Source organism: Agrobacterium sp. FDAARGOS_525 (genome assembly GCF_003938925.1).
GTDB classification, from domain to species: Bacteria; Pseudomonadota; Alphaproteobacteria; order Rhizobiales; family Rhizobiaceae; genus Agrobacterium; species Agrobacterium pusense.
Map to the genome: position 1 here is coordinate 870,920 of NZ_RKIU01000003.1, position 23,789 is coordinate 894,708.

Sequence of the window (23,789 nt, forward strand, 5' to 3'; positions counted from 1 at the left end):
GGAAGTCTGAAAGGGGAGGATATACATGGCCGGCGTAAGGTCGATCGACGCTACCGCAATTTTGCCTGAGGATTATGAAAACGCTTTGCTCGTCGGCCGCGTCTGGTCGAAAAGCGAAGGCGGCCCCTGCCCCGTCCTCCTCAAGGATGGCGTGCTTTATGACCTCACATCTGTTTCTCCGACCATGTCAGAGCTTCTGGAGAAGACCGACCTGGTGGAGCAGCTCAAGGACACCGGTGCTTTCGTCGCCTTAGGCGCACTGGACGCATTTCTGGACGGCTCAGCCGGCGAACTTCTCGCTCCCAACGATATTCAGGCCGTCAAGGCTGCGGGTGTCACCTTCGCCGACAGCATGCTGGAACGCGTAATCGAAGAGCAGGCCAAAGGCGATCCGCTGCGTGCGCAGGAAATTCGCGGACGGCTGGCGCCTGTTCTCGGCGACAATCTCAAGGGACTTGAGGCCGGCTCCGAAAAAGCTGCCGAAGTGAAGAAACTGCTCCAGGAAATGGGCCTCTGGTCGCAATATCTGGAGGTGGGCATCGGCCCGGATGCGGAAATCTTCTCCAAGGCGCAGGCCATGGCCTCAGTGGGCTGCGGTGCCCTGATCGGCGTCCATCCCAAATCGCAGTGGAACAACCCTGAGCCGGAAGTGGTGTTGGCCATCACCTCTGACGGTCGCATTGTCGGCGCGACGCTCGGCAACGACGTCAACCTGCGCGATTTCGAAGGCCGCTCCGCCCTGCTGCTCAGCAAGGCGAAGGACAACAATGCCTCCTGCGCAATCGGCCCGTTCATCCGCCTGTTCGATGGCAACTTCAGCATTGAAGATGTGAAGAAGGCGCAGATTTCTCTTCTGGTCGAAGGAGAGGATGGTTTCACCATGACGGGCGTCAGCCCCATGGAGGCGATCAGCCGCACGCCCGAAAACCTCGCTTCGCAGCTCTTGAACCGTAACCACCAATATCCTGACGGCGCAGTCTTTTTCCTTGGCACGATGTTCGCGCCGGTAAAGGACCGCCATGGCCCAGGTCTCGGCTTCACCCATTCAAAGGGTGACCGTGTCGAAATCTCCACGCCCAAGCTCGGTAAGCTGATCAACTGGGTCACGACGACTGACGAATGCCCGGAATGGACGTTCGGCACCGCGGCACTGATGCGCAACCTGGCGAAACGAGGGCTACTCTAGATATTTCTTCGGGAGGGGAAAATGCAAAAGACCATCAATCTCTTTTACCGGATTCTCGAAATCATTCTCGTCGCGCTGCTTGCTGGCATGTCGATCATGGTCTTCGTCAACGTCGTCATGCGTTACACGATGAATTCCGGCATCAATGTCTCGGAAGAGCTGTCACGCTACTTCTTTGTGTGGCTGACCTTCCTCGGCGCGGTACTGACCTTCCGCGAGAACAGCCATATGGGTATTGAAACGCTCGTGATGTTTCTGTCGCGCCGCGCCCGAATCGTCTGCATGATCATCTCGAACATCATCATCCTGGCCTGTTCCGCCATCTTCTTCTGGGGCACCTGGAAACAGTCCGGCATCAACGCCAGCATGCACGCCCCGGTCACCAAGCTCTCCATGATCTGGGTCTATGGCATCGGCATGTTCACCGGCGGCCTGATGTTCGTCATCGCGCTGGAACGCCTGTACCGCCTTCTGACGGGCCGCGTGACGGAAGACGAAATCGCCCAGTTTGCGGGCGAGAACCTGACGATCGAACAGCTTTCGGAGCGCTGATACCATGACACTTTTCGTTTTTGTCGGCTCTCTTCTGGGAGCCATGGCCATTGGCGTTCCCGTCGCTTTCTCGCTGATGTTCTGTGGCGTCGTGCTCATGTGGTATATGGGCATGTTCAACACCGCGATCATCGCGCAGAACATGATCTCGGGCGCAGACACCTTCACCCTGCTTGCCATTCCCTTCTTCATCCTCGCTGGCGAACTGATGAATTCCGGCGGCCTGTCCCGCCGCATCATCGACTTTGCGATCGCGCTGGTCGGCCATATCAGGGGCGGCCTCGGCATCGTGGCCATCGTCGCTGCCATCATCATGGCCAGCATCTCCGGTTCGGCCGCAGCCGATACCGCAGCCCTTGCCGCAATCCTCATCCCGATGATGGCGAAGGCCGGTTACAATATTCCGCGCTCCGGCGGCCTGATCGCAGCCGGCGGTATCATCGCCCCGGTCATTCCGCCGTCCATGGCGTTCATCGTCTTCGGTGTCGCCGCTAACGTTTCGATCACCCAGCTTTTCCTTGCCGGTATCGTGCCCGGTATTCTGATGGGCATCTCACTGATCGTCGCCTGGCTGATCGTGGTGCGCAAGGATGACGTCAAGCCGCTGCCGAAAACCACGGCCAAGGAACGCGTTACAGCCACGGCCCGCGCCGGCTGGGCGCTCGGCATGCCCGTCATCATCCTCGGCGGTATCAAGGCCGGCATCATGACGCCGACGGAAGCCGCCGTCGTGGCTGCCGCCTATGCGCTTTTCGTCGGCATGGTGATCTACCGCGAACTGAAGCCGGCGGACCTGTTCCACGTGCTCCTGCGCGCCGCCAAGAGCACCTCGATCATCATGTTCCTGGTCTGCGCGGCCCTCGTCTCCGCATGGCTTATCACAGCTGCGAACATTCCGAACGAAGTTGCCGGTTACATCGAGCCGCTGATCGACCGTCCGATGCTGCTGATGGCTGTCATCATGGTGCTGGTCTTCGTCGTCGGCACCGCGCTTGACCTGACGCCGACCATTCTGATCCTGACGCCAGTTCTGATGCCCATCATCAAGCAGGCGGGCATCGACCCGGTCTATTTCGGTGTTCTCTTCATCATCAATAACGCCATCGGCCTGATTACCCCGCCGGTTGGCGTGGTGCTGAACGTCGTCAGCGGCGTCGGCCGCATCCCGCTCGGCAAGGTCACGATCGGTGTCTGGCCCTTCCTCGTCGCCGAAACCATCGTGCTGGCGCTGCTGGTGATTTTCCCGGACATCGTCCTCGTGCCTCTGCAGTACCTACGTTAAGTGAAACTTTTTCTCGACCACAATCCAAGGGAGGATATTATGAGAAAGCTTCTTCTGACCACCACGGCAATCGCCTTCGCAGTTGGCGCGGCAGCGCCGGCAATGGCCGAATTCAACAGCCGCAACATCCGCGTTTCGAACGGTATCAACCAGGATCATCCCGTCGGCAACGGCATCAAGGCCATGCAGGCCTGCCTCGACGACAAGTCCGGCGGCAAGCTGAAACTGACGGCATTCTGGGGTGGTGCTCTCGGCGGTGACCTTCAGGCGACACAGGCCCTGCGCTCCGGCGTTCAGGAAGCGGTCGTCACGTCGTCCTCGCCGCTCGTCGGTCTCATCCCGTCGCTTGGCGTCTTCGACCTGCCATTCCTCTTCGCCAATGCCAAGGAAGCCGATACCGTCATGGACGGCGCCTTCGGCGACATGATGAACAAGAAGCTGGAAGAACAGGGCCTTGTAAACCTCGCTTACTGGGAAAACGGCTTCCGCAACCTGTCGAACTCCAAGCATGCCGTCAACAAGTGGGAAGATTTCTCCGGCCTCAAGGTCCGCGTGATGCAGAACAACATCTTCCTCGACACCTTCCAGAACCTCGGTGCAAACGCTACGCCGATGGCTTTCGGCGAAGTCTTCTCGGCGCTTGAGACCAACGCGATCGATGCCCAGGAGAACCCCTATGTGACGATCGACACCTCGAAGTTCTACGAGGTGCAGAAGTACATCACGGAGACGAACCACGCTTACACGCCGTTCCTCTTCCTCTTCTCCAAGCCGATCTTCGACAGCTACACGCCGGAAGAACAGGCAGCCCTGCGCGAATGCGCAGTCGTGGGTCGTGACGAAGAGCGCAAGGTCATCCGCGAACTGAACCAGAAGTCGCTGGAAAAGATCAAGGCGGCCGGCCTCGAGGTGAACTCGCTGTCTGCCGAAGAGCAGGCGCGTATCCGCGAAAAGTCGATGGTCGTTTACGAAAAGCACAAGGCTGAAATCGGCGCCGACGTCGTTGACGCCGTTCTGGCGGACCTCAAGAAGATTCGCGGCCAGTAAACCTTACAGCCTACGATGAAAAACACCCGGAGGTTCGCCTCCGGGTGTTTTTGTTTGTGAGGACAGTCAATAGAAAAAGGCTGCCGAAGCAGCCTCTCGTTTCACGCCGTGCGGTTTTGCCGGTTGGCGATGAGGTCCTCGACGACAGCAGGATCAGCGAGCGTCGACGTATCTCCCAGCGCACCAAAATCATCCTCGGCGATCTTGCGCAGGATGCGCCGCATGATCTTGCCGGAACGGGTCTTCGGCAGGCCGGGCGCGAACTGGATCTTATCGGGTGTCGCAACCGGTCCGATCTCGTTGCGCACGTGTTTTACCAGCTCTTCGCGCAGCGCATAGTCGCCGTTCTGCCCCGCCATCAGCGTGACGTAACAATAGATGCCCTGCCCCTTGATCGGATGCGGATAACCCACCACGGCCGCTTCCGAAACCTGATGATGCGACACCAGCGCCGATTCCACCTCGGCCGTGCCGAGACGATGACCGGAAACGTTCAGCACGTCATCGACGCGGCCGGTGATCCAGTAATAACCATCCTCATCGCGCCGGCAGCCATCACCGGTGAAATACTTGCCCTTGTAGGTGGAGAAGTAGGTGTCGATGAAGCGCTGATGATCGCCATAGACGGAGCGCGACTGGCCCGGCCAGCTGTCGATGATGCAGAGATTGCCGTCCGCCGGCCCCTCCAGCACATTGCCTTCGGCATCGACAAGCTGCGGCTGCACACCGAAGAACGGCCTTGTCGCCGAGCCGGGTTTCAGATCGGTCGCACCCGGCAGCGGCGAGATGAGAATGCCGCCGGTTTCCGTCTGCCACCATGTATCGACGATCGGGCTCTTGTCCTCACCGACAACATGGTAATACCACTCCCATGCTTCCGGGTTGATCGGCTCGCCCACGGTGCCGAGAAGACGGATGCTGGAGCGCGACGAGCGCTGGACGAACTGGTCACCCGCACCCATCAGCGATCTGAGCGCTGTCGGCGCCGTATAGAAAATATTGACCTTGTGCTTGTCGATGACTTCCCAGAAACGGCCCTGATCCGGAAAATTGGGAACACCTTCGAACATTAGCGTCGTCGCGCAATTGGCCAGCGGTCCATAGACTATATAAGAGTGTCCCGTGACCCAGCCGACATCGGCCGTACACCAGTAGACCTCGCCATCCTTGTAATCGAAGACATATTCATGCGTCATCGACGTATAGACGAGGTAGCCGCCCGTGGTGTGCAGCACGCCCTTTGGCTTGCCGGTAGAGCCCGACGTATAGAGGATGAACAGCGGATCTTCCGCACGCATCTTCACAGGCGGGCAATCCGGTTTCACCGTGGCGATTTCCTGGTGGTACCAGATGTCGCGGCCCGGCGCCCAGCCGGTCTTGCCGCCGGTGCGGCGAACGACAAGAACCTTGTTGACAATGACGTATTGCTTGGCGGCGATATCGATCGCCTTGTCGGTATTTTCTTTCAGCGGTATCGGCTTGCCGCCGCGCACCCCTTCATCGCAGGTAATGACGAAGGTAGACTGGCAGTCAACGATGCGGCCCGCCAGCGCTTCCGGCGAGAAACCGCCGAAAACGACCGAATGGATCGCCCCGATGCGCGCACAGGCGAGCATCGCATAGGCTGCCTCCGGTATCATCGGCATATAGATGGTGACGCGGTCGCCCTTCTTGACGCCATGCTTCTTCAGCACATTCGCCAGACGGCAGACGTAATCATAAAGCTGGTTATAGGTGACCTTCTTGTCGATATAGGGGTTATCGCCTTCCCAGATGATCGCGGTGCGCTCGCCATGCGTCTTCAGATGCCGGTCAATACAGTTGTAGGAGACGTTGGTGAGGCCGTCCTCGAACCACTTGATTGGCACCCTGCCCTTGAAGGACGTATTCTTGACCTTGGTGTAAGGCTTGAACCAGTCGATCCGACGGCCATGCTTGTCCCAGAATTTTTCTGGATCCTCGACGCTCTCCTGGTACCATTTCTGGTAACGCTCATTGTCAATGAGCGTGCGGGCTTTCGCCGACTTGAGCACCGGGTAGATTTTGGCAGACATGAACTCCTCCTGGAACCGGGTATGGCTTCTGACGCGGCCCGAGACTCCCACCTCAGGCATGTGTTGAATTCATAGCAGGTCAATTGCACACGGCAATTAGACAAAGGTCATTTGTTTCGCAAAGAATTGCAATTATGATGCAATCCGGTTATAGAGCGGCAATATCCCGGAAATCAGTGGTTGATACCACGCCCGCGACACCGGCGCGGACGGACAGAAGGACTGTATCTATGGCTCAACAATTGCTCATGCCAAAGGCAACGGCTGTATGGCTGGTTGACAACACCGCGCTGTCGTTCGATCAGATCGCCACGTTCTGCAAACTGCACCCGCTTGAAGTCAAGGCAATTGCCGACGGTGAAGCCGCGCAGGGCATCAAGGGCCTCGACCCTATCGCCACCGGACAGCTTTCCCGCGACGAGATTGCCCGCGCTGAAGCCAATCCGAACCATAAGCTGAAGCTTTCCGAGCCAAAGGTGCGCGTGCCCGAATCCAAGCGTCGCGGTCCGCGTTACACGCCGGTTTCCAAGCGTCAGGACCGTCCAAACGCCATTCTCTGGCTCGTTCGCAACCACCCGGAACTGAAGGATGCGCAGATTTCGCGTCTCGTCGGCACCACGAAGTCGACCATTGAGCAAATCCGCGACCGCACCCACTGGAACTCGGCAAACCTGACGCCGATGGACCCGGTCACACTCGGCCTCTGCAGCCAGATCGATCTCGACCTAGAAGTTGAACGCGCCTCGCGTGGCCGTCCGCTGCCGACCGCCGAAGAGCTGGACAACACATTGCAGCCGGCGACGGCAACGGAAGGTCTGGATTACAACTTCCAGCGCGAAGAAGACGAACAGATCGACGCCGATGCAGTCTTCAAGAAGCTCTCCTCGCTGAAATCCACGCAGAAGGACGAAGACGAGGACGATCAGTACTGATCGACGTTTTCGAATGCTCGAAACCCGGCCTGAGTGCCGGGTTTTTTGTTTATGGCCTTATCGTGTGCCGAAGATCGCCGAGCCCACACGAACACTGGTCGCGCCGAATTCGACGGCCGTTTCGAAATCACCGGACATGCCCATGGAGAGTTTTTCCAAGCCGCATTGCTTGGCAAGCTTCGCCAGCAACGCAAAATGCGGAACGGGATTTTCATTTGCCGGCGGAATGCACATCAGCCCCTCGACCGCCAATTTCAACTCATCCCGGCAAAATGCCACGAAAGCGACGGTCTCTCGCGGATCGATGCCCGCCTTTTGCGGCTCGAGCCCGGTATTGACCTGCACATAAAAACGAAGGCTGCGGCCCTGTTTACCGCATTCCTCGGCAAGCGCGCGGGCGATCTTTTCGCGGTCGACGCTTTCGACGACATCAAACAATGCCACGGCGTCCGCAGCCTTGTTGGACTGCAACGGGCCGATCAGATGCAGTTCTATGCCATCAGTCTTCTCTTTCAGCGCCGGCCACTTGCCCTGCGCTTCCTGCACGCGGTTCTCTCCGAACATGCGCTGGCCGGCATCGATGACCGGCTGGATCGCCTCTGCTTCGAAGGTCTTCGATACCGCGACGAGGGCAACATCTGCCGCCTTGCGGCCGGATTTTTCCGCCACATTCGCAATGCGCTGCCTGACATCCTGAAGTCGTGCTTCGATTTCCATCACAAGACCTTTTTTAACCGTTCGAACCGCTAACTAGACGCCGATCGCCTTGATGCCAAGCGGCTTTAGCACCATTTGAGGCACGCTGGCCAAGATTGAACGTCCGAACGCCCCGCCAAACTTGACGCCCCGGTCGTTTCATGGTGAAGGTCAGCGCACATTTTTCCCCTCGATACCCGGAATTTTAGACAATGGCCATCGAACGTTACAATCCTCGCGACGCCGAGCCGCGCTGGCAGCAAAAATGGAACGAAGACAAGGTCTTCGTGACAGACAACAGCGATCCGCGTGAGAAATATTACGTTCTGGAGATGTTTCCCTATCCGTCGGGTCGCATCCACATGGGCCATGTCCGCAACTATGCCATGGGTGACGTCGTCGCCCGCTACAAGCGTGCCCGCGGTTTCAACGTCCTGCATCCGATGGGTTGGGACGCCTTCGGCATGCCGGCCGAAAATGCGGCCATGCAGAACAAGGTTCATCCCAAGGACTGGACCTACCAGAACATCGCCACCATGCGCGGTCAGCTGAAATCCATGGGCCTGTCACTGGACTGGACGCGCGAATTCGCGACCTGCGACGTGGAATATTATCATCGCCAGCAGGCACTGTTCGTTGACTTCATGGAAAAGAGTCTGGTCTACCGCAAGCAGTCGAAGGTCAACTGGGACCCGGTCGACCATACCGTTCTGGCCAATGAGCAGGTCATCGACGGCCGCGGCTGGCGCTCCGGTGCGCTGGTCGAACAGCGCGAGCTGACGCAATGGTTCTTCCGCATCACCGATTTCAGCCAGGACCTGCTGGACGAGCTGGACACGCTGGATCAGTGGCCGGAAAAAGTGCGCCTGATGCAGAAGAACTGGATCGGCCGTTCCGAAGGCCTGTCGCTGCGCTGGCAGACTGTTGCTGACACGGCACCGGAAGGCTTCTCTGACATCACGGTTTACACCACACGCCCCGACACGCTGTTCGGCGCCTCCTTCCTGGCCATTGCCGCCGACCATCCGCTGGCGAAAGAACTGTCGGAAAAAAATCCTGCGATCGCCGAATTCTGCGATGAATGCCGCCGCCATGGAACCTCTCTGGCCGCGCTGGAAACGGCTGAAAAGAAAGGCATCGATACCGGCGTCAAAGTCGTCCATCCGCTGGATCCGACCTGGGAACTGCCGGTCTACGTCGCCAATTTCGTGTTGATGGATTACGGTACCGGCGCGATCTTCGGTTGCCCTTCCGGCGACCAGCGCGACCTGGACTTCGCCCGCAAATACGGCCTGCCGGTCGTGGCGGTCGTCGCCCCTGAGGGCCCGGATGCGGAAAGCTTCACGGTCGATGACACCGCCTACACCGACGACGGCGTGATGATTAACTCCGGCTTCCTGAATGGCATGAAAACGACGGATGCCTTCGAGGCAGTCGTGCAGAAGCTGTCGGCGCAGACGCTGGACAACGCGCCTCAGGCCGAGCGCAAGGTCAATTTCCGTCTGCGCGACTGGGGCATTTCCCGCCAGCGTTACTGGGGCTGCCCGATCCCGGTCATTCATTGCGAAGTCTGCGGCGTCGTGCCGGTCCCGAAAAAGGACCTGCCCGTCAAGCTGCCCGACGATGTGACCTTCGACGTGCCCGGCAACCCGCTGGACCGGCATCCGACCTGGCGTCACGTCGCCTGCCCGCAATGCGGCCATGACGCGCGTCGTGAAACCGACACGATGGACACCTTCGTCGATTCCAGCTGGTATTACACGCGCTTCACGGCACCCTGGGAAGATGCACCGACCGATCCGAAGGTCGCCAATCATTGGCTGCCTGTGGATCAGTATATCGGCGGCATCGAGCACGCGATCCTGCACCTGCTCTATTCGCGCTTCTTCACCCGTGCGATGCGCGAAACAGGCCATGTCGATGTCAAGGAACCCTTCAAGGGCCTGTTCACCCAGGGCATGGTGGTTCATGAGACCTACAGCCGTGGTGAAGGCACTGCACGCGAATGGGTGCCACCTGCAGATCTGCGGATTGAGGAAACCGACGGCACACGCCGCGCCTTCCTGCTGTCATCCGGCGAAGAGGTGAAGATCGGCTCGATCGAGAAGATGTCGAAGTCGAAAAAGAACGTGGTCGATCCCGATGATATCATCGCATCGTACGGCGCCGATACCGCACGCTTTTTCGTCCTGTCGGACTCGCCGCCGGATCGTGATGTGATTTGGTCCGAATCGGGCGTCGAGGGCGCGAACCGCTTCGTACAACGCGTCTGGCGCATCATCGGTGAAGCTGCCGAAGAGCTGAAATCCGTCAGGCCGAAGCCTGCAGCCGAGGGTGAAGGGCTGGCGGCCTCCAAGGCGGCCCACAAGACGCTGAAGGCTGTTCAGGAAGATCTGGACAAGCTCGCCTTCAACAAGGCCATTGCCCGCATCTATGAACTGGTCAACGCGCTCGCCGGTCCGCTTGCGGATGTCGCGGCGGGTGGCAAGTCCGACGACGTCAAGGCAGCAGCGCGTGACGCCGTCGAAATCCTGATCCGCATCATCGCCCCCATGACGCCACACCTGGCGGAAGAATGCTGGTCGGCGCTGGGCAATGAAGGCCTGGTGGCTGAGACGCCATGGCCGACCTTCGTGCCGTCGCTGGTGGAAGAAAACGATGTGGTCATGCCCGTGCAGGTCAATGGCAAAAAGCGCGGTGAATTGACAATCGCGCGCGATGCGGATCAAGATGCGGTCCGCGCGGCTGCCCTTGCTCTGGACGCCGTCAAATCTCTTCTTGCCGGCGGCGAGCCCAAGAAAGTCATCGTGGTTCCGCAGAGGATTGTGAACATTGTTGTCTGACGTTTTTTCGAGATGGAGCCGCGTCGCGGCAGCAATTTCCGTCGTGATGATGGCTGGTCTTCTGGCGGGCTGCCAGGTGCGCCCGCTCTATGGCGAGGCTTCCGGGACCAAGGAAAGGCTGGCGGCCGTCAGCGTCTCCGATATCGGCGGCAGAGTTGGACAGGAAGTTCGCAACCAGCTAATCTTCCTTCTGGCTGGCGGCGCTGGGCAGCCGACGACGGCGCAATATAACGTCAAGGTTTCGGTCAGCTCGAGCGCTTCCTCGACAGAGGTGCAGAATTACGACCTAACCACACGGACGAACAACAATTACGACGGGCCGTATCCAGGCCGTGTCATCATGAGCGGCCAATACGTGTTGACGCGCATTTCCGACGGTCAGATCCTGCGCTCCGCACGCCGCAGCGTGACGGCGCAGGTGGATCTGCCACAGCAGGAATTCGCCAAGATCCGGGCGACCCGCGACGCCGAAAACCGTGCGGCGCGCGAACTTGCCGAAATCATCCGCACCGATATCGCCGCCACGCTCGGCCGCTGAGAGCGGCGGCCGTGGCGGAGATAAAGTCCCATGAATTCGAGCGCTTCGCCGAGAATCCGGCGGAGCGCTTTCGCGTTTTCGTACTCTACGGGCCGGATCGCGGTCTCGTATCAGAACGCGCAACCCTCATCGCCAAAAAGACGGGGATAGATCCCGACGACGCTTTTGCGTCGCTGAAACTGACTGCGTCCGATCTCCAGGGCGACCCGGGGCGTTTGCTGGATGAGGTGAACGCCATTGGTCTTTTCGGCGGCGAGAAACTTGTCTGGGTCAAGGGCGCGTCAGCTGAAAAGGCGCTGGTGGATGCCCTCCAGATTCTGGCGGAAACGCCGCCGGAAGCGAGCTTCCTTATCATCGAAGCAGGCGACATCAAGAAGGGCACGGGGCTGCGCAAGATCGCGGAACCAGCTCGATCCATCGCAGCCATTCCCTGTTACGCGGACGATGCGCGCGCACTGAACGCGTTGATAGACCAGGAACTTTCGGGCGACAATTTGCGTATCGCGCCTGCCGCGCGGCAACGGCTTATCGAATCGCTGGGGGGCGACCGTATCGCTTCACGAAACGAAATCCGCAAGCTGGCACTTTATTGCCGCGGCGCAGAGGTAATCGAGGAAGACGATGTTCTGGCCATCATCGGTGATGCCAGTACGGTTTCAGCCGACGACGCCGTTGACGCCATCCTGAAGGGTGACAGAAACGCGTTTTTCCATGCCACTCAGAAGATCATTTCTTCCAAGACGCCGATCTTCCTCGTGCTTCAGGGGTGCCTCAAGCAATTCCAGCTGCTCGATCAGATGCGCGCGGAGATGGATGAGAAAAAGCAGCAGGCCGGTCAGGTCATGCAGACGCTTGGACGCCATATCCATTTTCGCCGGAAACCGGTCATCGAAAGAGCGCTACGCACATGGCAGCCAGCGGCGATCGCGCGCGAGATGAACCGACTGCAGGCGGCCATCCTGCAAAGCCGCCAGCGTCAAAGTCTGGAGGAAAGCGTGGCCCTACTGACACTATTATCCACCACGCTGCAATCCGGCCGCGGCGGATAAACAAAAGCCCTCGTGCAGACGAGGGCTTTTCAAATGTTAGTGCAAGACCGTCGCAAATCTGCGGTCAGTCGCCCTTGCCGGGCTCAGCAGAGAAATAAAGCTCCAGCTTGCCTTCGACACCATCCATTTCCTTGGCTTCCGGCATCGGGTCGCGCTTGATGGTGATGTTCGGCCAGATCGCGGCATACTCCGCATTGAGCTTCAGCCACTTGTCGAGACCCGGCTCCGTATCGGGTTTGATGGCCTCGGCAGGACATTCCGGTTCGCACACACCACAGTCGATGCATTCGTCGGGATTGATGGCGAGGAAATTTTCGCCCTCGTAAAAGCAGTCGACAGGGCAGACCTCAACGCAATCGGTATATTTGCAGCGGATGCAATTGTCGGTCACGACATATGTCATGATGAACTCCAGAATATGCAGGCCGGGTCTTTGGGCTTCGGAACACAAGCCGTCGCCCGGAATTCAGACAGGGCAATTTCGCAAGTGACGTAATGCCTTTGCTTGCAGATAGCAAGGATAAACAATTCTGAAAAACGGTGCTGACTTGGAGGTTTATTCTAATCTGTACTGCCGTCGCTGTCGGACAGAAACCTGTCGAGCGCTCTGCGCTCCTTTTTCGTCGGGCGTCCGCTGCCCGGCTGGCGCATTGCCTGCTCAAGGAGTGTCAGCCTGTCGGAAGGCTCCTTCGGCGGCGTCTGATCGTCATAGAGAAGTCTGGCTTCTTCATAGGGGCCGCGCCGCGTCCCGCCCGACTTCACCACCACGACCCTGTCCATCCGCTCGAAGCTTATTTCCAGCCTGTCGCCGGGCTTCACCGCATGACTGGGCTGGCGGACGACGACACCATTGATCTTCACCTGTCCCGACTGAACGTAGCTCTGGGCGAGCGAACGGGATTTAGCCATGCGGGCAAAGAACAGCCACTTGTCCAGACGCTGACGCGTGCTTTCCAGTGGCTGCTCGCTGTTTCCCATAGGCTTACTTCTTCAGCTGCTCCTTGAGGGCAGCGAGCTTTGCGAAAGGCGAATCCGGGTCCAGCGGCTTTTCCTTGCGCGGTGGCTTGGCCTCGAAACGCTGCTGGCCCTGCGGCTTTCCGCCACGGTCGCTGCGCTCCGGCCTGTCCTTGCGCTCGCCACGATCATGACGATCATTATTGCGGTTGTTGCCTCGATCGGGACGGCCGCCGTCACGCTTGCGCTCGCCCTCGCCGCCACGATTGGCTGCATCGCGATTTGCCCCGTCGCGATTGTCACGGCGGCCTTCGCCGCGTCGCTCGCCTTGCTCGCGCGCTGCCTGCTCACGACCCTGGCCACGATTGCCGGGACGACGGTTTTCACCACGCTGGTTTTCATTGCGGCCACCCGGACGCCACAGAAGCACGGGCTTCGGCTCGGCGGCCTCACCGCTTTCCGCCGGAGCCGCTTCATTTGCAGCAGCCTCTTCACCGGCGGCTTCCGCGACGGGCGCCTCGGTAACGTCGCCTTCCACAACAGCAACCGCTTCGGAGGCCTGCTCTTCGGAAGCCGGCTCGTCCTGCTCGGTCTCAGCGCTATCCTCTTCGCCCGCCGTCGTTTCCGGGGCAGCCGGCACAGTGGCGCCTGCCTGGCTGGCGAGGAAGGCCTGCGCCTCTTCCGCCGTCACCTGATCGGCACGGTAACCGAGGCCCTTGAGGATTTCTTCCATGTCATCGAGCGTTGCGCCGAGAATGGAAAGCATCGCGGTCGTTGTCGTGAAACGACGGCCATCATAAGCGCCTTCGGGGCGCGGCTGCTGGCCGGGCTTCCACTGCAGCAGCGGACGGATGAGATCGGCCAGACGCTCGAGAATGTCGATACGCACCGCGCGCTTTCCGAGGAAACGGAAACCGGCAAGCTTGTAGAACATGCGCTCGAAGCTGGCATCCGTAACGACCGAGGTGCGGCCTGCAGCCAGGACGGGAATAAGGTCGCCATAACCCGGTTTGCCAAGACCATCATTCTTCAAGGCCCAGAGCAGCGTCACAAGTTCTGCCGGAGCGGGCTTCAGGAGCGCAGGCAAAAAGACATGATAGGCGCCGAAACGCACGCCGTAACGCCGCATGGAAGCACGCGCGTCCTGATCCAGCGACTTCACGTCTTCCGCGACGTCACGACGGAACAGCACGCCGAGATTTTCAACCAGCTGGAAAGCGAGACCCTTTGCGAGACCCTGAAGGTCTTCCGCGCGGGAGATATCATCCAGCGGCTTCAGCACGGTTGCGATCTGGTGGTTGACGAAACGCTCGATCCGCGCGAGCGCGTGATCACGGGCATTACCGCTCAACTGCTCGTCGGCCAGCAGGATCACCCGCGGCTTCATGATATTGTCGCCGGCCGAAAGACGGGCAACCGGCTCGCCCAGCCAGCGAACCAGACCATCGGAGCTCAAAGCGAGATCGCCATTTCCACTGGCGTGCAGACGCGCGGCACGCGCCTCGTATTCGAGCGCGAGCGCCTTCTGCGCCGCAGCCTGCACGGCCTTCTGATCCGGCCCTTCCATTCCCGGCACCGGCGTGAACCGGAACCCGGCCAATTGGCCGACGTGATGACCTTCTACGAAGACATCACCATTTACACTGATTTCAGCTTCAAGCATCGCATTCTCTCTCAGGCGCCTCATGAGCACAGATGTCCTGCGATCAACAAAGCGTTTCGTCAACCTTTCATGTAGCGCATCGGACAATCGATCCTCGATTTCCCGAGTCTTTTCTTGCCAGTGTGTCGGATCGGCAAGCCATCCTGGGCGGTTCGATACATAAGTCCATGTTCTGATCTGCGCAATCCTCGCAGACAAGGTATCGATCTCTCCATCCGTGCGGTCGGCGCGACGCACCTGTTCGGCCATGAAATCCTCGTTCACCGTACCGCGCTTGACGAGGTCGAAATAGAGCGTGGAGATCAGATCCGCATGCTGCGCCGGGGCGATACGGCGATAGTCCGGAAGCGCGCAGGCCTCCCAGAGCTTTTCCACCCGTGCATCGGTCGTCGTCACGTCGATGATTTCGGGATAACGGGACAGATACTCCAGCGCCTGCTGGTCGATGGCCGGCAGGGCGCGCGAAAGCCCCTGGATCGCCGGCGCAGCGTCAAGGCTCGCACGCAGATTGGCGATAGAGGAAAAATCGAAGTTTTTCGTCCGCCACTGCAACACCTTCACCGCATCGAACTGATGCGTCTCGATCCGCTCCACCAGTTCGTCATCGAACGGGTCGACCCGGCCTGTCACCCCGAAGGTGCCGTCACGAAGATGGCGGCCGGCGCGGCCGGCGATCTGGCCGATTTCGCCCGGATTGAGATTGCGGAATTGATAACCGTCGAATTTTCGGTCCTGCGCGAAAGCGACGTGATCGACATCAAGGTTAAGGCCCATGCCGATAGCGTCCGTCGCGACCAGATATTCGACATCGCCGGACTGATAGAGACCCACCTGCGCATTGCGCGTGCGGGGCGAAAGCGCGCCTAGCACAACGGCCGCGCCGCCCCGCTGGCGGCGCACCAGTTCGGCAATGGCATAGACCTCATCGGCGGAAAAAGCGACAATCGCCGTGCGCTGCGGCAGGCGGGTTATCTTCTTCTGGCCGGCATAAAAAAGCTGCGACAGACGCGGTCGCTCCACCACGGTAATTCCCGGCAGCAGCTTTTCGAGGATCGGGCGCATCGTGCCCGCCCCCAGCAGCAGCGTTTCCTCCCGACCGCGCAGATGCAGAACCCGGTCGGTAAAGATATGCCCGCGTTCGAGATCGCCTGCCAGCTGCACCTCATCGATTGCAACGAAGGCGGCCGTCGTTTCGCGCGGCATGGCTTCCACTGTGCAAACAGAATACTTGGCTTTTGGGGGTGAGATTTTTTCTTCGCCGGTTATCAGCGCCACATTGGGCGCCCCCACCTTTTCGACCAGACGGGTATAGACCTCGCGCGCCAAAAGGCGCAGCGGCAGGCCGATGACACCGCTGCCATGCGCCACCATACGCTCAATCGCGTAATGGGTCTTGCCGGTGTTGGTGGGGCCGAGAACGGCCGTGACACCGCGGCCGCTCAGGATCATGGGGCGAAAATTCAACGTACTATCCGCGAATCGACTTCATCTGCTTGGCGTGCCACCCACATCAACGGTATGGGCCGCACGCACCACACATGGCAACGCCTGCCGACAAAGGCAATAGGCCTCACCCGCAAAGTGCTACAAGGCGACCAGTCAACGAAATTTTCCATTTCGATTCAGATAGTTGAACAAGAAAAAAGAATCCGGCGAAAATGAAATCGATTCGGCTGCGGAACAGTCTGCGAACGAATCGAATACGAATCGCTGACTCCTCGTGATTCAGCTTTTGTTCTCCGCAATATCTGGTTGGCGAAGTCACGGCCTCTACCAGATTATGAATCCGGATAAGTCCTTGGCCGGATTCGGCATTACGGTAAAACCGCCGGTCGGAAAATCCGGGAATCGGCTGTCAAGCGCCAATCCCGGAAAAGCCGTTCCGAAGCCGGCTCCACAAGCCGAGATCAGAGTGCCTCACCGGTGAGCAAACGCGGCGCATTTGCATCCGTGGTACCGGCGGCCTGGCCAATGAAATAGGATTTGAGACCCGGCAAACGATCCACCACGCCGAGACCGAAATCGCGCATGATGCGAATGGGACCGACATCATTGGAGAACAGCCGGTTCAGCACATCCGTGGTCACCCCCATCCGCAAGGTGTCGAACCGGCGCCAGGACTGATACCGCTCCAGAACATTGAGGGAGCCGATGTCGAGGCCGAGACGGTCAGCTTCAACCACGGTTTCGGCCAGAGCCGCCACATCCTTGAAACCGAGATTGAGGCCTTGACCCGAGATCGGGTGAATACCGTGGGCCGCATCACCGGCGAGCGCGAAACGCGACGCGACGAAGGACCGTGCCAAAGTGAGACCCAGCGGAAAGGCGCGCCGGGGACCGACAGGGCGGATCGTGCCGAGCTTGTGGCCGAACCGGCGCTCAAGCTCCTCCTCGAACACCAGGTCGTCGGCGGCCACAAGCCTGTCGGCATCGGCGGTGCGTTCGGTCCAGACAAGCGAAGACCGGTTTCCCTTCAACGGCAGAATGGCGAAGGGTCCGGATGGCAGGAAATGCTCCTCGGCGCAGCCTTCGTGCGGTCGCTCATGCTCAACGGTCGTCACGATGCCTGACTGATCGTAAGCCCAGTGCACCGTCTTGATGCCAGCCATATCCCGAAGAGCCGAGCGAACACCATCACAGGCAATCAGCAATCGCGCTTCGAGCGTCGATCCGTCGGAAAGGTGAATAGCCGTCGACTGCGGTCCTGCTGTAAAATCGGAAACACTGAGGCCGTGGCGGATTTCTATGCCCAGGCGTGCGCAAAGGCCCCGCAACGCGCCTACCAGAGCGACGTTTGGAACCATATGGGCAAAGGGCCGGCCCTCTTCCACCGCGCCGTTAAACGTCAGGAACACGGGACGTACCGGATCGGCGGTTTTCGAATCGGTAACGATCATCTTGTGGATCGGCTGGGCTTCCGGCTCGATCTCGTTCCAGATGCCGAAAACATCGAGCATGCGGGTAGCCGCTGCGATAATGGCGGACGCGCGAACATCCTTTGCCCAGACATCCTCAGGAGCGGCTTCAATTACCTGCACATTCAGATGCGGGGCCGCCTGCTTGATTGCCACAGCAACGGAAAGACCGACATATCCGCCGCCTGCCACCACAACGTCCAGCATCGCGCTTCTCCTCAAATCTTGTGCATGCATCATCGGCGCACTATAGACCATGTGACGTCTTCCTACAGCCGGAGCAGGCCGAAAAAATGTCGCATCCCTTGCAATCGTCAGACCCGATGGCAAATCTCATCGCCACGCTCGATCTTGAGAAGCTGGAAGAGAACCTTTACCGGGGCGAAAGCCCGCAGATCGGCTGGCAACGGGTTTTTGGTGGTCAGGTCATTGCACAGGCCCTGATCGCCGCGCAAAGAACCGTGGATGACGATCGCTTCGTGCATTCGTTGCACGCCTATTTCATGCGTCCCGGCGACCCGCTGGTGCCCATCGTCTACCAGATCGAGCGTATCCGCGATGGCGCCAGTTTCTGCACCCGTCGCGTGGTCGCCATCCAGCACGGCAAAGCCATTTTTTCCATGTCGGCGTCGTTCCAGATATTCGAGGACGGTTTTACCCATCAGATCAGGATGCCTGATGTGACGCCGCCTGAAAAACTGATGAGCGAGGAACAGATGCAGGCGGCTTTCCTCGCAAAGGCGCCCGCTTCGATCCGCAACTACTGGAGCAACAAGCGGCCGATCGAGATCAGGCCGGTCTCGCTGACCCACTACATCTCAAAAGAAAAGCTGGAGCCGCAGCAGGATATCTGGGTCCGTGCCGTTGGAAGCGTACCTGACGATCCGCGCCTGCAATCCGCCATTCTCGCCTATCTCTCCGACATGACGCTGCTGGACACCTCGCTCTATGCCCATGGCACGACGATCTTCGATCCTTCGATCCAGGTGGCAAGCCTAGACCACGCCATGTGGTTTCATCGTCCCTGCCGGCTGGATGACTGGCTGCTCTATACACAGGACAGCCCCAGCGCCTCGGGCGCGCGTGGTTTGACCCGTGGCAATATTTTCACCAGACAGGGTGAACTGGTCGCCTCCGTGGCGCAGGAAGGTTTGATCCGCAAAAGGGCAAATGATTAAATAAAGTGCGTTTTCTAAAAATCGCACATTTTATAGACGCAAAATTCGCCGACAAATGCCCCTTTTTCAGACGTCCGTCATATAAACATTACATTTCAATAAGTTAGTTACACACTCAAAACTGGCACGCCCTTTGAATGTATGTCCGCAGTCGCTGTTACTGATCTGCCAGCGGCAGGAGAGTCGGCTCCGTGCCGAGGACAAACAAAGGATGGGAAACCAGATGAAAATTGTGATGGCCATTATCAAGCCGTTCAAGCTGGATGAAGTGCGTGAAGCACTCACCGGCGTCGGCATCCAGGGCCTGACCGTGACCGAAGTAAAGGGTTACGGGCGCCAGAAGGGACATACCGAGATTTATCGCGGCACGGAATATGCGGTGAGCTTCCTTCCCAAGCTAAAGATCGAGATCGCTGTTCCATCCGACGTCGTGGACAAGGCCGTCGAAGCGATCGCATCTGCGGCAAAGACCGGGCAGATCGGCGACGGCAAGATCTTCGTTTACTCAATTGAACAGGCCGTGCGCATCCGTACCGGCGAAACCAACACAGAAGCGCTTTGAAGCACGGCTGACAGGGGAGTTTTCTAGCTATGCAACTCAACAAGTTTTTGACGCTCGGCAAGCTGGGCGCAACAGCGACGGCCCTGATGGCCCCGGCCATCGCCTTTGCCCAGGATGCAGCGCCGGCCGCAGCCGCAGCGCCTGTTCCGGAAAAGGCCGACACAGCCTTCATGTATGTCGCCACCATCCTCGTGCTCTTCATGATCCTTCCGGGCCTGGCGCTGTTTTACGGCGGTCTTGTCCGCACGAAGAACATGCTCTCCGTTCTCATGCAGTGCACGGTCATCACCGCCGTCATGATGCTCATCTGGGTCATCTACGGTTACTCTTTCGCCTTCGGCGGCGGCACCGGCCCGTATTTCGGCGGCTTCGGCAAGCTGTTCCTGTCGGGCGTTTCGCTTGACAGCACCTCGGCAACCTTCTCGCAAGGCGTCGTGATCTACGAATATACCTTCATCGCCTTCCAGATGACCTTTGCGGCCATCACCCCGGCGCTGATCATCGGTGCCTTCGCGGAACGCGTGAAGTTCTCCGCCGTCATCCTCTTCACCATCCTGTGGGCCACCTTCGTGTATTTCCCGGTCGCCCATATGGTCTGGGACGCAAACGGCCTGATCTTCGGCATGGGCGCTCTTGACTTCGCAGGCGGTACGGTCGTCCACATCAATGCCGGTATCGCAGGCCTGATCGGCGCGATCATGGTCGGCAAGCGCACCGGCTTCGGCAAGGACATGATGGCTCCTCACTCCATGACGCTGACACTCGTCGGTGCAGCCATGCTGTGGTTCGGCTGGTTCGGTTTCAACGCCGGCTCCAACCTCGAAGCATCGGGTGGTGCGGTTCTCGCAACCATGAACACCTTCCTCGCAACCGCAGCCGCCATTGTTTCCTGGTCGCTGGTTGAAAGCTTCACCCGTGGCAAGGCATCCATGCTGGGCGCCGCGTCGGGCATGATCGCCGGCCTCGTTGCCGTCACACCTGCTGCAGGCTCGGTTGGCCCGATGGGTGCCATCGTTCTCGGCCTCATCGTCTCGCCGATCTGCTACTTCTTCGTCTCCGTGGTGAAGAACAAGTTCGGTTACGACGATACCGCTGACGTCTTCGGCGTTCACGGCATCGGCGGCATCATCGGCGCACTCGGCACCGGCATCTTCACCTCGCCGCTACTCGGCGGCACCGGCAAGCCCGAATTCTCCATCGCCTCGCAGCTCTGGACGCAGTTCGTGGCCGTCGCCATCACCATCGTCTGGTGCGCCATCGTCTCGGCAATCCTTTACAAGATCGTCGATGTGATCGTCGGGCTCCGCGTCCCGGTCGAAGCCGAGCGCGAAGGTCTGGACCTCGCCACCCACGGCGAAGCCGCTTACCACTCCTGATTCCGGGAAAATGGGGTTCTCCATCCCCATCCCCGAAAGAAAGGCCCGTTTCGACGGGCCTTTTTCTTTGCCGCCAGCCCGCCGTAACGCAGCCGTCTCAAAGCACAAATCCGCTCGAACGCTCACCCGAAAATGCTCTGATCTCCTCAAAAAACCGCATGGTTAACACGACATTAACCAGCTGGCGGTTAGTTTTCCCTGTCAATCCGGGATCAGGCCGTGTGCCGGATTTCGCCGAAACCAAAAAATGACGGGTTCAGGGACATGGGCAGAATGCATTCTCCGACATTCGATGGTCGTCACACACGTTTTGTGCTGACGGCGTTTTTCGTGCGGCAGATTATGGCTCTGGCCGGTTTCGCTCTGCTTGCCACGATTGCACTCGGTATCGCCGCGCTCGCGACGTGGAATGTGGCAGATCCGAGCCTGTCCTATGCCACAGGAAACCAACCAACCAATCTCCTGGGCTACGGCGGCGCGATCTTCGCGGATATCGTTATGCAGTTCCTCGGGCTTTCGGCCATCATTTCCCTGCTGCCGGTCATTGCATGGGCGATCGCCCTGATCGCCGGCCGCAAGCTGCAGCGCATACCCGCCCGCCTCGTGGCCTGGATCGCAGGCGCGATCGTCTGCGCCGCGTCCCTCGGCTGCTTTCCGGCTCCCGTCACCTGGCCGCTGCCGAACGGTATCGGCGGCGTGATCGGCGACATGATCCTTCGTTTCCCCGCCCTATTCATCGGCGCTTATCCCACGGGCACCGTTGCGACGATACTTGGGGTAATATTCGCCGCGCCGGCTGCCTGGCTCATGCTGTTTGCCGCGGGCATTGTCGGCGGTCTGGACGATGAACTGGAGCGTGAAGAACCCGCACCGGCCGTCAGCAAGGCCCGCGCCGTCCGCGAGGCGGAAGAGGACGACGAGGATGATGGTGAGGGTTTCTTCGCCAATATTCTCGCCTTCGGCGCACTGACGCACTACTGGTACATCACCCAGGCCCGTTTTCGTCGCCTGTTCGGCCTGAAGTCGAAATCGCTGCATGACGAATTCGAACATCCCTATGATTTCAACGAGTATGAATTCGGCACGCTAAATGAGCCGTCGCGCCTCAAGACTGCGATCAACCGTCTCGACCAGCGCGCGGAACCCTCTTTCGAAGAACGAACTGCATCGCGTCGCCAGATGTCTCCTCCCTCCATCGCGCCCGGTCATGAAGACGATGGGGACGGCGAGCCGTCCTTCGGTACTGACGAGGCCCGCCTGCCAAGTGGCATCCTTTCCGATGACGACGTCGACCAGAAATTCACTGCCCGACAGGCGCCGGGACGCGGACAGACGAAAATAACCGCTCCTTCGGCACGCCCGAAGCCCAGTGAGCGTGTGGCACGCGAAGCACAGGCCTCTTTCATCGCCGCAGACGGTTTCCAGCTTCCTACCGTTCATCTTCTGGCGGAGCCCAAGAACATTGTTCGCGACAATACGCTAAGCGAAGAGGTGCTCGAGCAGAACGCCCGTCTTCTCGAGGGGGTTCTTGAAGACTTCGGCGTCAAGGGTGAAATCATTCATGTCCGCCCCGGCCCGGTCGTCACACTTTACGAGCTGGAACCGGCCCCCGGCATCAAATCGTCGCGTGTCATCGGCCTCGCGGATGATATCGCCCGCTCCATGAGCGCGATCGCCGCCCGCGTCGCCGTTGTTCCCGGCCGCAATGCCATCGGCATCGAACTGCCGAACCAGACCCGCGAAACCGTGTTCCTGCGCGAACTGATCGGCAGCCGCGATTTCGAAAACAGCAAGGCCAAGCTTGCCATGGCGCTCGGCAAGACCATCGGCGGCGAACCCGTCATCGCCGATCTCGCCAAGATGCCGCACCTGCTCGTTGCAGGCACCACCGGTTCGGGCAAGTCCGTTGCCATCAACACCATGATCCTGTCGCTGCTTTACCGCATGTCGCCGGAACAGTGCCGCCTGATCATGATCGACCCGAAAATGCTGGAACTGTCGATCTATGACGGCATTCCGCACCTGCTTTCTCCCGTCGTAACGGATCCGAAAAAGGCGGTCGTCGCGCTCAAATGGACGGTGCGCGAGATGGAGGAACGCTACAAGAAGATGTCCAAGATCGGCGTGCGCAATATCGACGGCTTCAACAGCCGCGTGCAGCAGGCGCTCGACAAGGGCGAAATCCTCACCCGCACGGTGCAGACCGGTTTCGACCGCCAGACCGGTGAAGCGATCTACGAAACGGAAGAGTTCGATCTGAAGCCCCTGCCCTATATCGTCGTCATCATCGACGAGATGGCCGACTTGATGATGGTGGCCGGCAAGGATATCGAAGGCGCGGTGCAGCGTTTGGCGCAGATGGCGCGTGCTGCCGGCATCCATGTCATCATGGCCACCCAGCGCCCCTCCGTTGATGTCATCACCGGCACGATCAAGGCCAACTTCCCGACACGCATCTCATTCCAGGTCACCTCGAAGATCGACAGTCGCACGATCCTTGGAGAGCAGGGCGCCGAACAGCTGCTCGGCATGGGTGACATGCTTTACATGGCGGGCGGCGGACGCATCCAGCGTGTGCACGGGCCCTTCGTTTCCGACAATGAGGTGGAAGAGATCGTTTCCTATCTGAAGACACAAGGGTCGCCTGAGTATCTCGAAGCGATTACCGAAGAAGAAGACGAGGACGGCGCTGGCGCAAGCCCGGCCGGCGGCGGCAGCTTCTCGGATTCCGAGGACCCCTACGATCAGGCCGTGGCCGTCGTACTTCGCGATGGCAAGGCCTCCACCTCCTATGTGCAGCGTCGTCTCGGCATCGGTTACAACCGCGCGGCATCGCTGATCGAACGCATGGAGCAGGAAGGCATTATCGGCCCCGCCAACCACGCCGGGAAACGCGAAATCCTCGTTCCCACGGAAGCAGATATCATCGAGCGATAATCCGCAACCAAGCGGCGCCGAGAAG

General features: G+C 59.5%; 18 protein-coding genes. 12 read left to right on the forward strand and 6 right to left on the reverse strand.

All coding sequences use genetic code 11. From position 1 onward, the window contains the following. The first annotated feature begins 25 nt into the window (after nt 1-25). The 4 genes from EGT36_RS05420 to EGT36_RS05435 are packed head-to-tail and all read left to right on the forward strand — an operon-like array spanning nt 26 to nt 4,067. Complete coding sequence (locus tag EGT36_RS05420; RefSeq protein ID WP_035207985.1) at nt 26-1,186, forward strand: fumarylacetoacetate hydrolase family protein; 1,161 nt, start codon at nt 26-28, stop codon at nt 1,184-1,186. 21 nt (nt 1,187-1,207) lie between these two features. After that, nucleotides 1,208-1,738 (forward strand): TRAP transporter small permease, encoded by a 531-nt coding sequence (locus EGT36_RS05425; protein ID WP_004444021.1) that lies wholly within the window; start codon nt 1,208-1,210, stop codon nt 1,736-1,738. A 4-nt stretch (nt 1,739-1,742) separates the two neighbouring features. Further along, complete coding sequence (locus tag EGT36_RS05430; RefSeq protein ID WP_004444023.1) at nt 1,743-3,020, forward strand: TRAP transporter large permease; 1,278 nt, start codon at nt 1,743-1,745, stop codon at nt 3,018-3,020. Nucleotides 3,021-3,059: 39 nt separating this feature from the next. After that, complete coding sequence (locus tag EGT36_RS05435; protein WP_037090135.1) at nt 3,060-4,067, forward strand: TRAP transporter substrate-binding protein; 1,008 nt, start codon at nt 3,060-3,062, stop codon at nt 4,065-4,067. A 101-nt stretch (nt 4,068-4,168) separates the two neighbouring features. On the opposite strand, the gene acs is transcribed toward EGT36_RS05435, so the two are convergent. Then, entirely contained in the window at nt 4,169-6,121 is a 1,953-nt protein-coding gene (acs, locus tag EGT36_RS05440; protein WP_037090134.1) for an acetate--CoA ligase, read from the reverse strand. Between the two features lie 230 nt (nt 6,122-6,351). On the opposite strand from acs, the gene EGT36_RS05445 reads away from it, so the two are divergent. Further along, entirely contained in the window at nt 6,352-7,053 is a 702-nt protein-coding gene (locus EGT36_RS05445; protein ID WP_006698297.1) for a DUF1013 domain-containing protein, read from the forward strand. 57 nt (nt 7,054-7,110) lie between these two features. Here the strand turns inward: EGT36_RS05445 and EGT36_RS05450 are convergent, their stop codons facing one another. Continuing rightward, the gene (locus EGT36_RS05450; protein WP_172965625.1) at nt 7,111-7,770 is read right to left on the reverse strand and encodes a YggS family pyridoxal phosphate-dependent enzyme; all 660 of its coding nucleotides are present in this window, start codon (nt 7,768-7,770) and stop codon (nt 7,111-7,113) included. A gap of 191 nt (nt 7,771-7,961) precedes the next feature. Here EGT36_RS05450 and leuS point away from each other — a divergent pair, with 191 nt between their 5' ends. The 3 genes from leuS to holA are packed head-to-tail and all read left to right on the forward strand — an operon-like array spanning nt 7,962 to nt 12,179. Continuing rightward, nucleotides 7,962-10,592, forward strand: a complete 2,631-nt coding sequence (gene leuS, locus EGT36_RS05455) for a leucine--tRNA ligase (RefSeq protein WP_037090130.1) — start codon at nt 7,962-7,964, stop codon at nt 10,590-10,592. After that, nucleotides 10,585-11,130, forward strand: coding sequence for an LPS assembly lipoprotein LptE (lptE, locus tag EGT36_RS05460; RefSeq protein ID WP_006698300.1), 546 nt, complete (start codon nt 10,585-10,587; stop codon nt 11,128-11,130). Before leuS ends, lptE begins: the two co-directional genes overlap by 8 nt. 11 nt (nt 11,131-11,141) lie before the next feature. Continuing rightward, complete coding sequence (gene holA, locus EGT36_RS05465) at nt 11,142-12,179, forward strand: DNA polymerase III subunit delta (RefSeq protein ID WP_004444036.1); 1,038 nt, start codon at nt 11,142-11,144, stop codon at nt 12,177-12,179. A 64-nt stretch (nt 12,180-12,243) separates the two neighbouring features. Here holA and fdxA read toward each other — a convergent pair whose 3' ends face one another. The 4 genes from fdxA to EGT36_RS05490 all read right to left on the reverse strand — a co-directional run bounded on the left by fdxA (nt 12,244) and on the right by EGT36_RS05490 (nt 18,041). Further along, nucleotides 12,244-12,582, reverse strand: a complete 339-nt coding sequence (fdxA, locus tag EGT36_RS05470) for a ferredoxin FdxA (protein ID WP_004444038.1) — start codon at nt 12,580-12,582, stop codon at nt 12,244-12,246. 158 nt (nt 12,583-12,740) lie between these two features. After that, a complete protein-coding gene (locus EGT36_RS05475; RefSeq protein ID WP_004444041.1) occupies nt 12,741-13,157 on the reverse strand; it encodes an RNA-binding S4 domain-containing protein in 417 nt (138 codons plus the stop codon). A 4-nt stretch (nt 13,158-13,161) separates the two neighbouring features. Further along, nucleotides 13,162-16,245 (reverse strand): helicase-related protein, encoded by a 3,084-nt coding sequence (locus tag EGT36_RS05480; protein WP_037090127.1) that lies wholly within the window; start codon nt 16,243-16,245, stop codon nt 13,162-13,164. 458 nt (nt 16,246-16,703) lie between these two features. Continuing rightward, nucleotides 16,704-18,041, reverse strand: a complete 1,338-nt coding sequence (locus tag EGT36_RS05490) for a ubiquinone biosynthesis hydroxylase (protein WP_376751456.1) — start codon at nt 18,039-18,041, stop codon at nt 16,704-16,706. On the opposite strand from EGT36_RS05490, the gene tesB reads away from it, so the two are divergent. The 4 genes from tesB (at nt 18,005) to EGT36_RS05510 (ending at nt 23,764) form a co-directional block, all read left to right on the forward strand. After that, the gene (gene tesB, locus EGT36_RS05495; protein ID WP_037090123.1) at nt 18,005-18,889 is read left to right on the forward strand and encodes an acyl-CoA thioesterase II; all 885 of its coding nucleotides are present in this window, start codon (nt 18,005-18,007) and stop codon (nt 18,887-18,889) included. The genes EGT36_RS05490 and tesB overlap by 37 nt on opposite strands. Nucleotides 18,890-19,100: 211 nt before the next feature. Beyond that, nucleotides 19,101-19,451: a P-II family nitrogen regulator gene (locus tag EGT36_RS05500; protein ID WP_004444057.1), complete on the forward strand. Its 351-nt coding sequence runs from the start codon at nt 19,101-19,103 to the stop codon at nt 19,449-19,451. Between the two features lie 29 nt (nt 19,452-19,480). Then, nucleotides 19,481-20,827, forward strand: coding sequence for an ammonium transporter (locus EGT36_RS05505; protein WP_004444059.1), 1,347 nt, complete (start codon nt 19,481-19,483; stop codon nt 20,825-20,827). Between the two features lie 273 nt (nt 20,828-21,100). Then, nucleotides 21,101-23,764 carry a DNA translocase FtsK gene (locus EGT36_RS05510; RefSeq protein WP_037090121.1) on the forward strand — a complete coding sequence of 888 codons (2,664 nt, stop codon included), beginning with the start codon at nt 21,101-21,103 and terminating at the stop codon, nt 23,762-23,764. Nucleotides 23,765-23,789: the final 25 nt, after the last annotated feature.

What these genes read in the sequence shown, in the direction of transcription:
- EGT36_RS05510 (WP_037090121.1), top strand. Translation starts at nt 21,101, where the DNA reads ATGCATTCTCCGACATTCGATGGTCGTCACACACGTTTTGTGCTGACG.
- EGT36_RS05430 (WP_004444023.1), top strand. Translation starts at nt 1,743, where the DNA reads ATGACACTTTTCGTTTTTGTCGGCTCTCTTCTGGGAGCCATGGCCATT.
- EGT36_RS05435 (WP_037090135.1), top strand. Translation starts at nt 3,060, where the DNA reads ATGAGAAAGCTTCTTCTGACCACCACGGCAATCGCCTTCGCAGTTGGC.
- EGT36_RS05420 (WP_035207985.1), top strand. Translation starts at nt 26, where the DNA reads ATGGCCGGCGTAAGGTCGATCGACGCTACCGCAATTTTGCCTGAGGAT.
- EGT36_RS05425 (WP_004444021.1), top strand. Translation starts at nt 1,208, where the DNA reads ATGCAAAAGACCATCAATCTCTTTTACCGGATTCTCGAAATCATTCTC.
- EGT36_RS05500 (WP_004444057.1), top strand. Translation starts at nt 19,101, where the DNA reads ATGGGAAACCAGATGAAAATTGTGATGGCCATTATCAAGCCGTTCAAG.
- EGT36_RS05450 (WP_172965625.1), bottom strand. Translation starts at nt 7,770, where the DNA reads ATGGAAATCGAAGCACGACTTCAGGATGTCAGGCAGCGCATTGCGAAT.
- EGT36_RS05505 (WP_004444059.1), top strand. Translation starts at nt 19,481, where the DNA reads ATGCAACTCAACAAGTTTTTGACGCTCGGCAAGCTGGGCGCAACAGCG.
- acs (WP_037090134.1), bottom strand. Translation starts at nt 6,121, where the DNA reads ATGTCTGCCAAAATCTACCCGGTGCTCAAGTCGGCGAAAGCCCGCACG.
- leuS (WP_037090130.1), top strand. Translation starts at nt 7,962, where the DNA reads ATGGCCATCGAACGTTACAATCCTCGCGACGCCGAGCCGCGCTGGCAG.
- tesB (WP_037090123.1), top strand. Translation starts at nt 18,005, where the DNA reads ATGTCGCATCCCTTGCAATCGTCAGACCCGATGGCAAATCTCATCGCC.
- EGT36_RS05475 (WP_004444041.1), bottom strand. Translation starts at nt 13,157, where the DNA reads ATGGGAAACAGCGAGCAGCCACTGGAAAGCACGCGTCAGCGTCTGGAC.
- fdxA (WP_004444038.1), bottom strand. Translation starts at nt 12,582, where the DNA reads ATGACATATGTCGTGACCGACAATTGCATCCGCTGCAAATATACCGAT.
- EGT36_RS05445 (WP_006698297.1), top strand. Translation starts at nt 6,352, where the DNA reads ATGGCTCAACAATTGCTCATGCCAAAGGCAACGGCTGTATGGCTGGTT.
- EGT36_RS05480 (WP_037090127.1), bottom strand. Translation starts at nt 16,245, where the DNA reads ATGATCCTGAGCGGCCGCGGTGTCACGGCCGTTCTCGGCCCCACCAAC.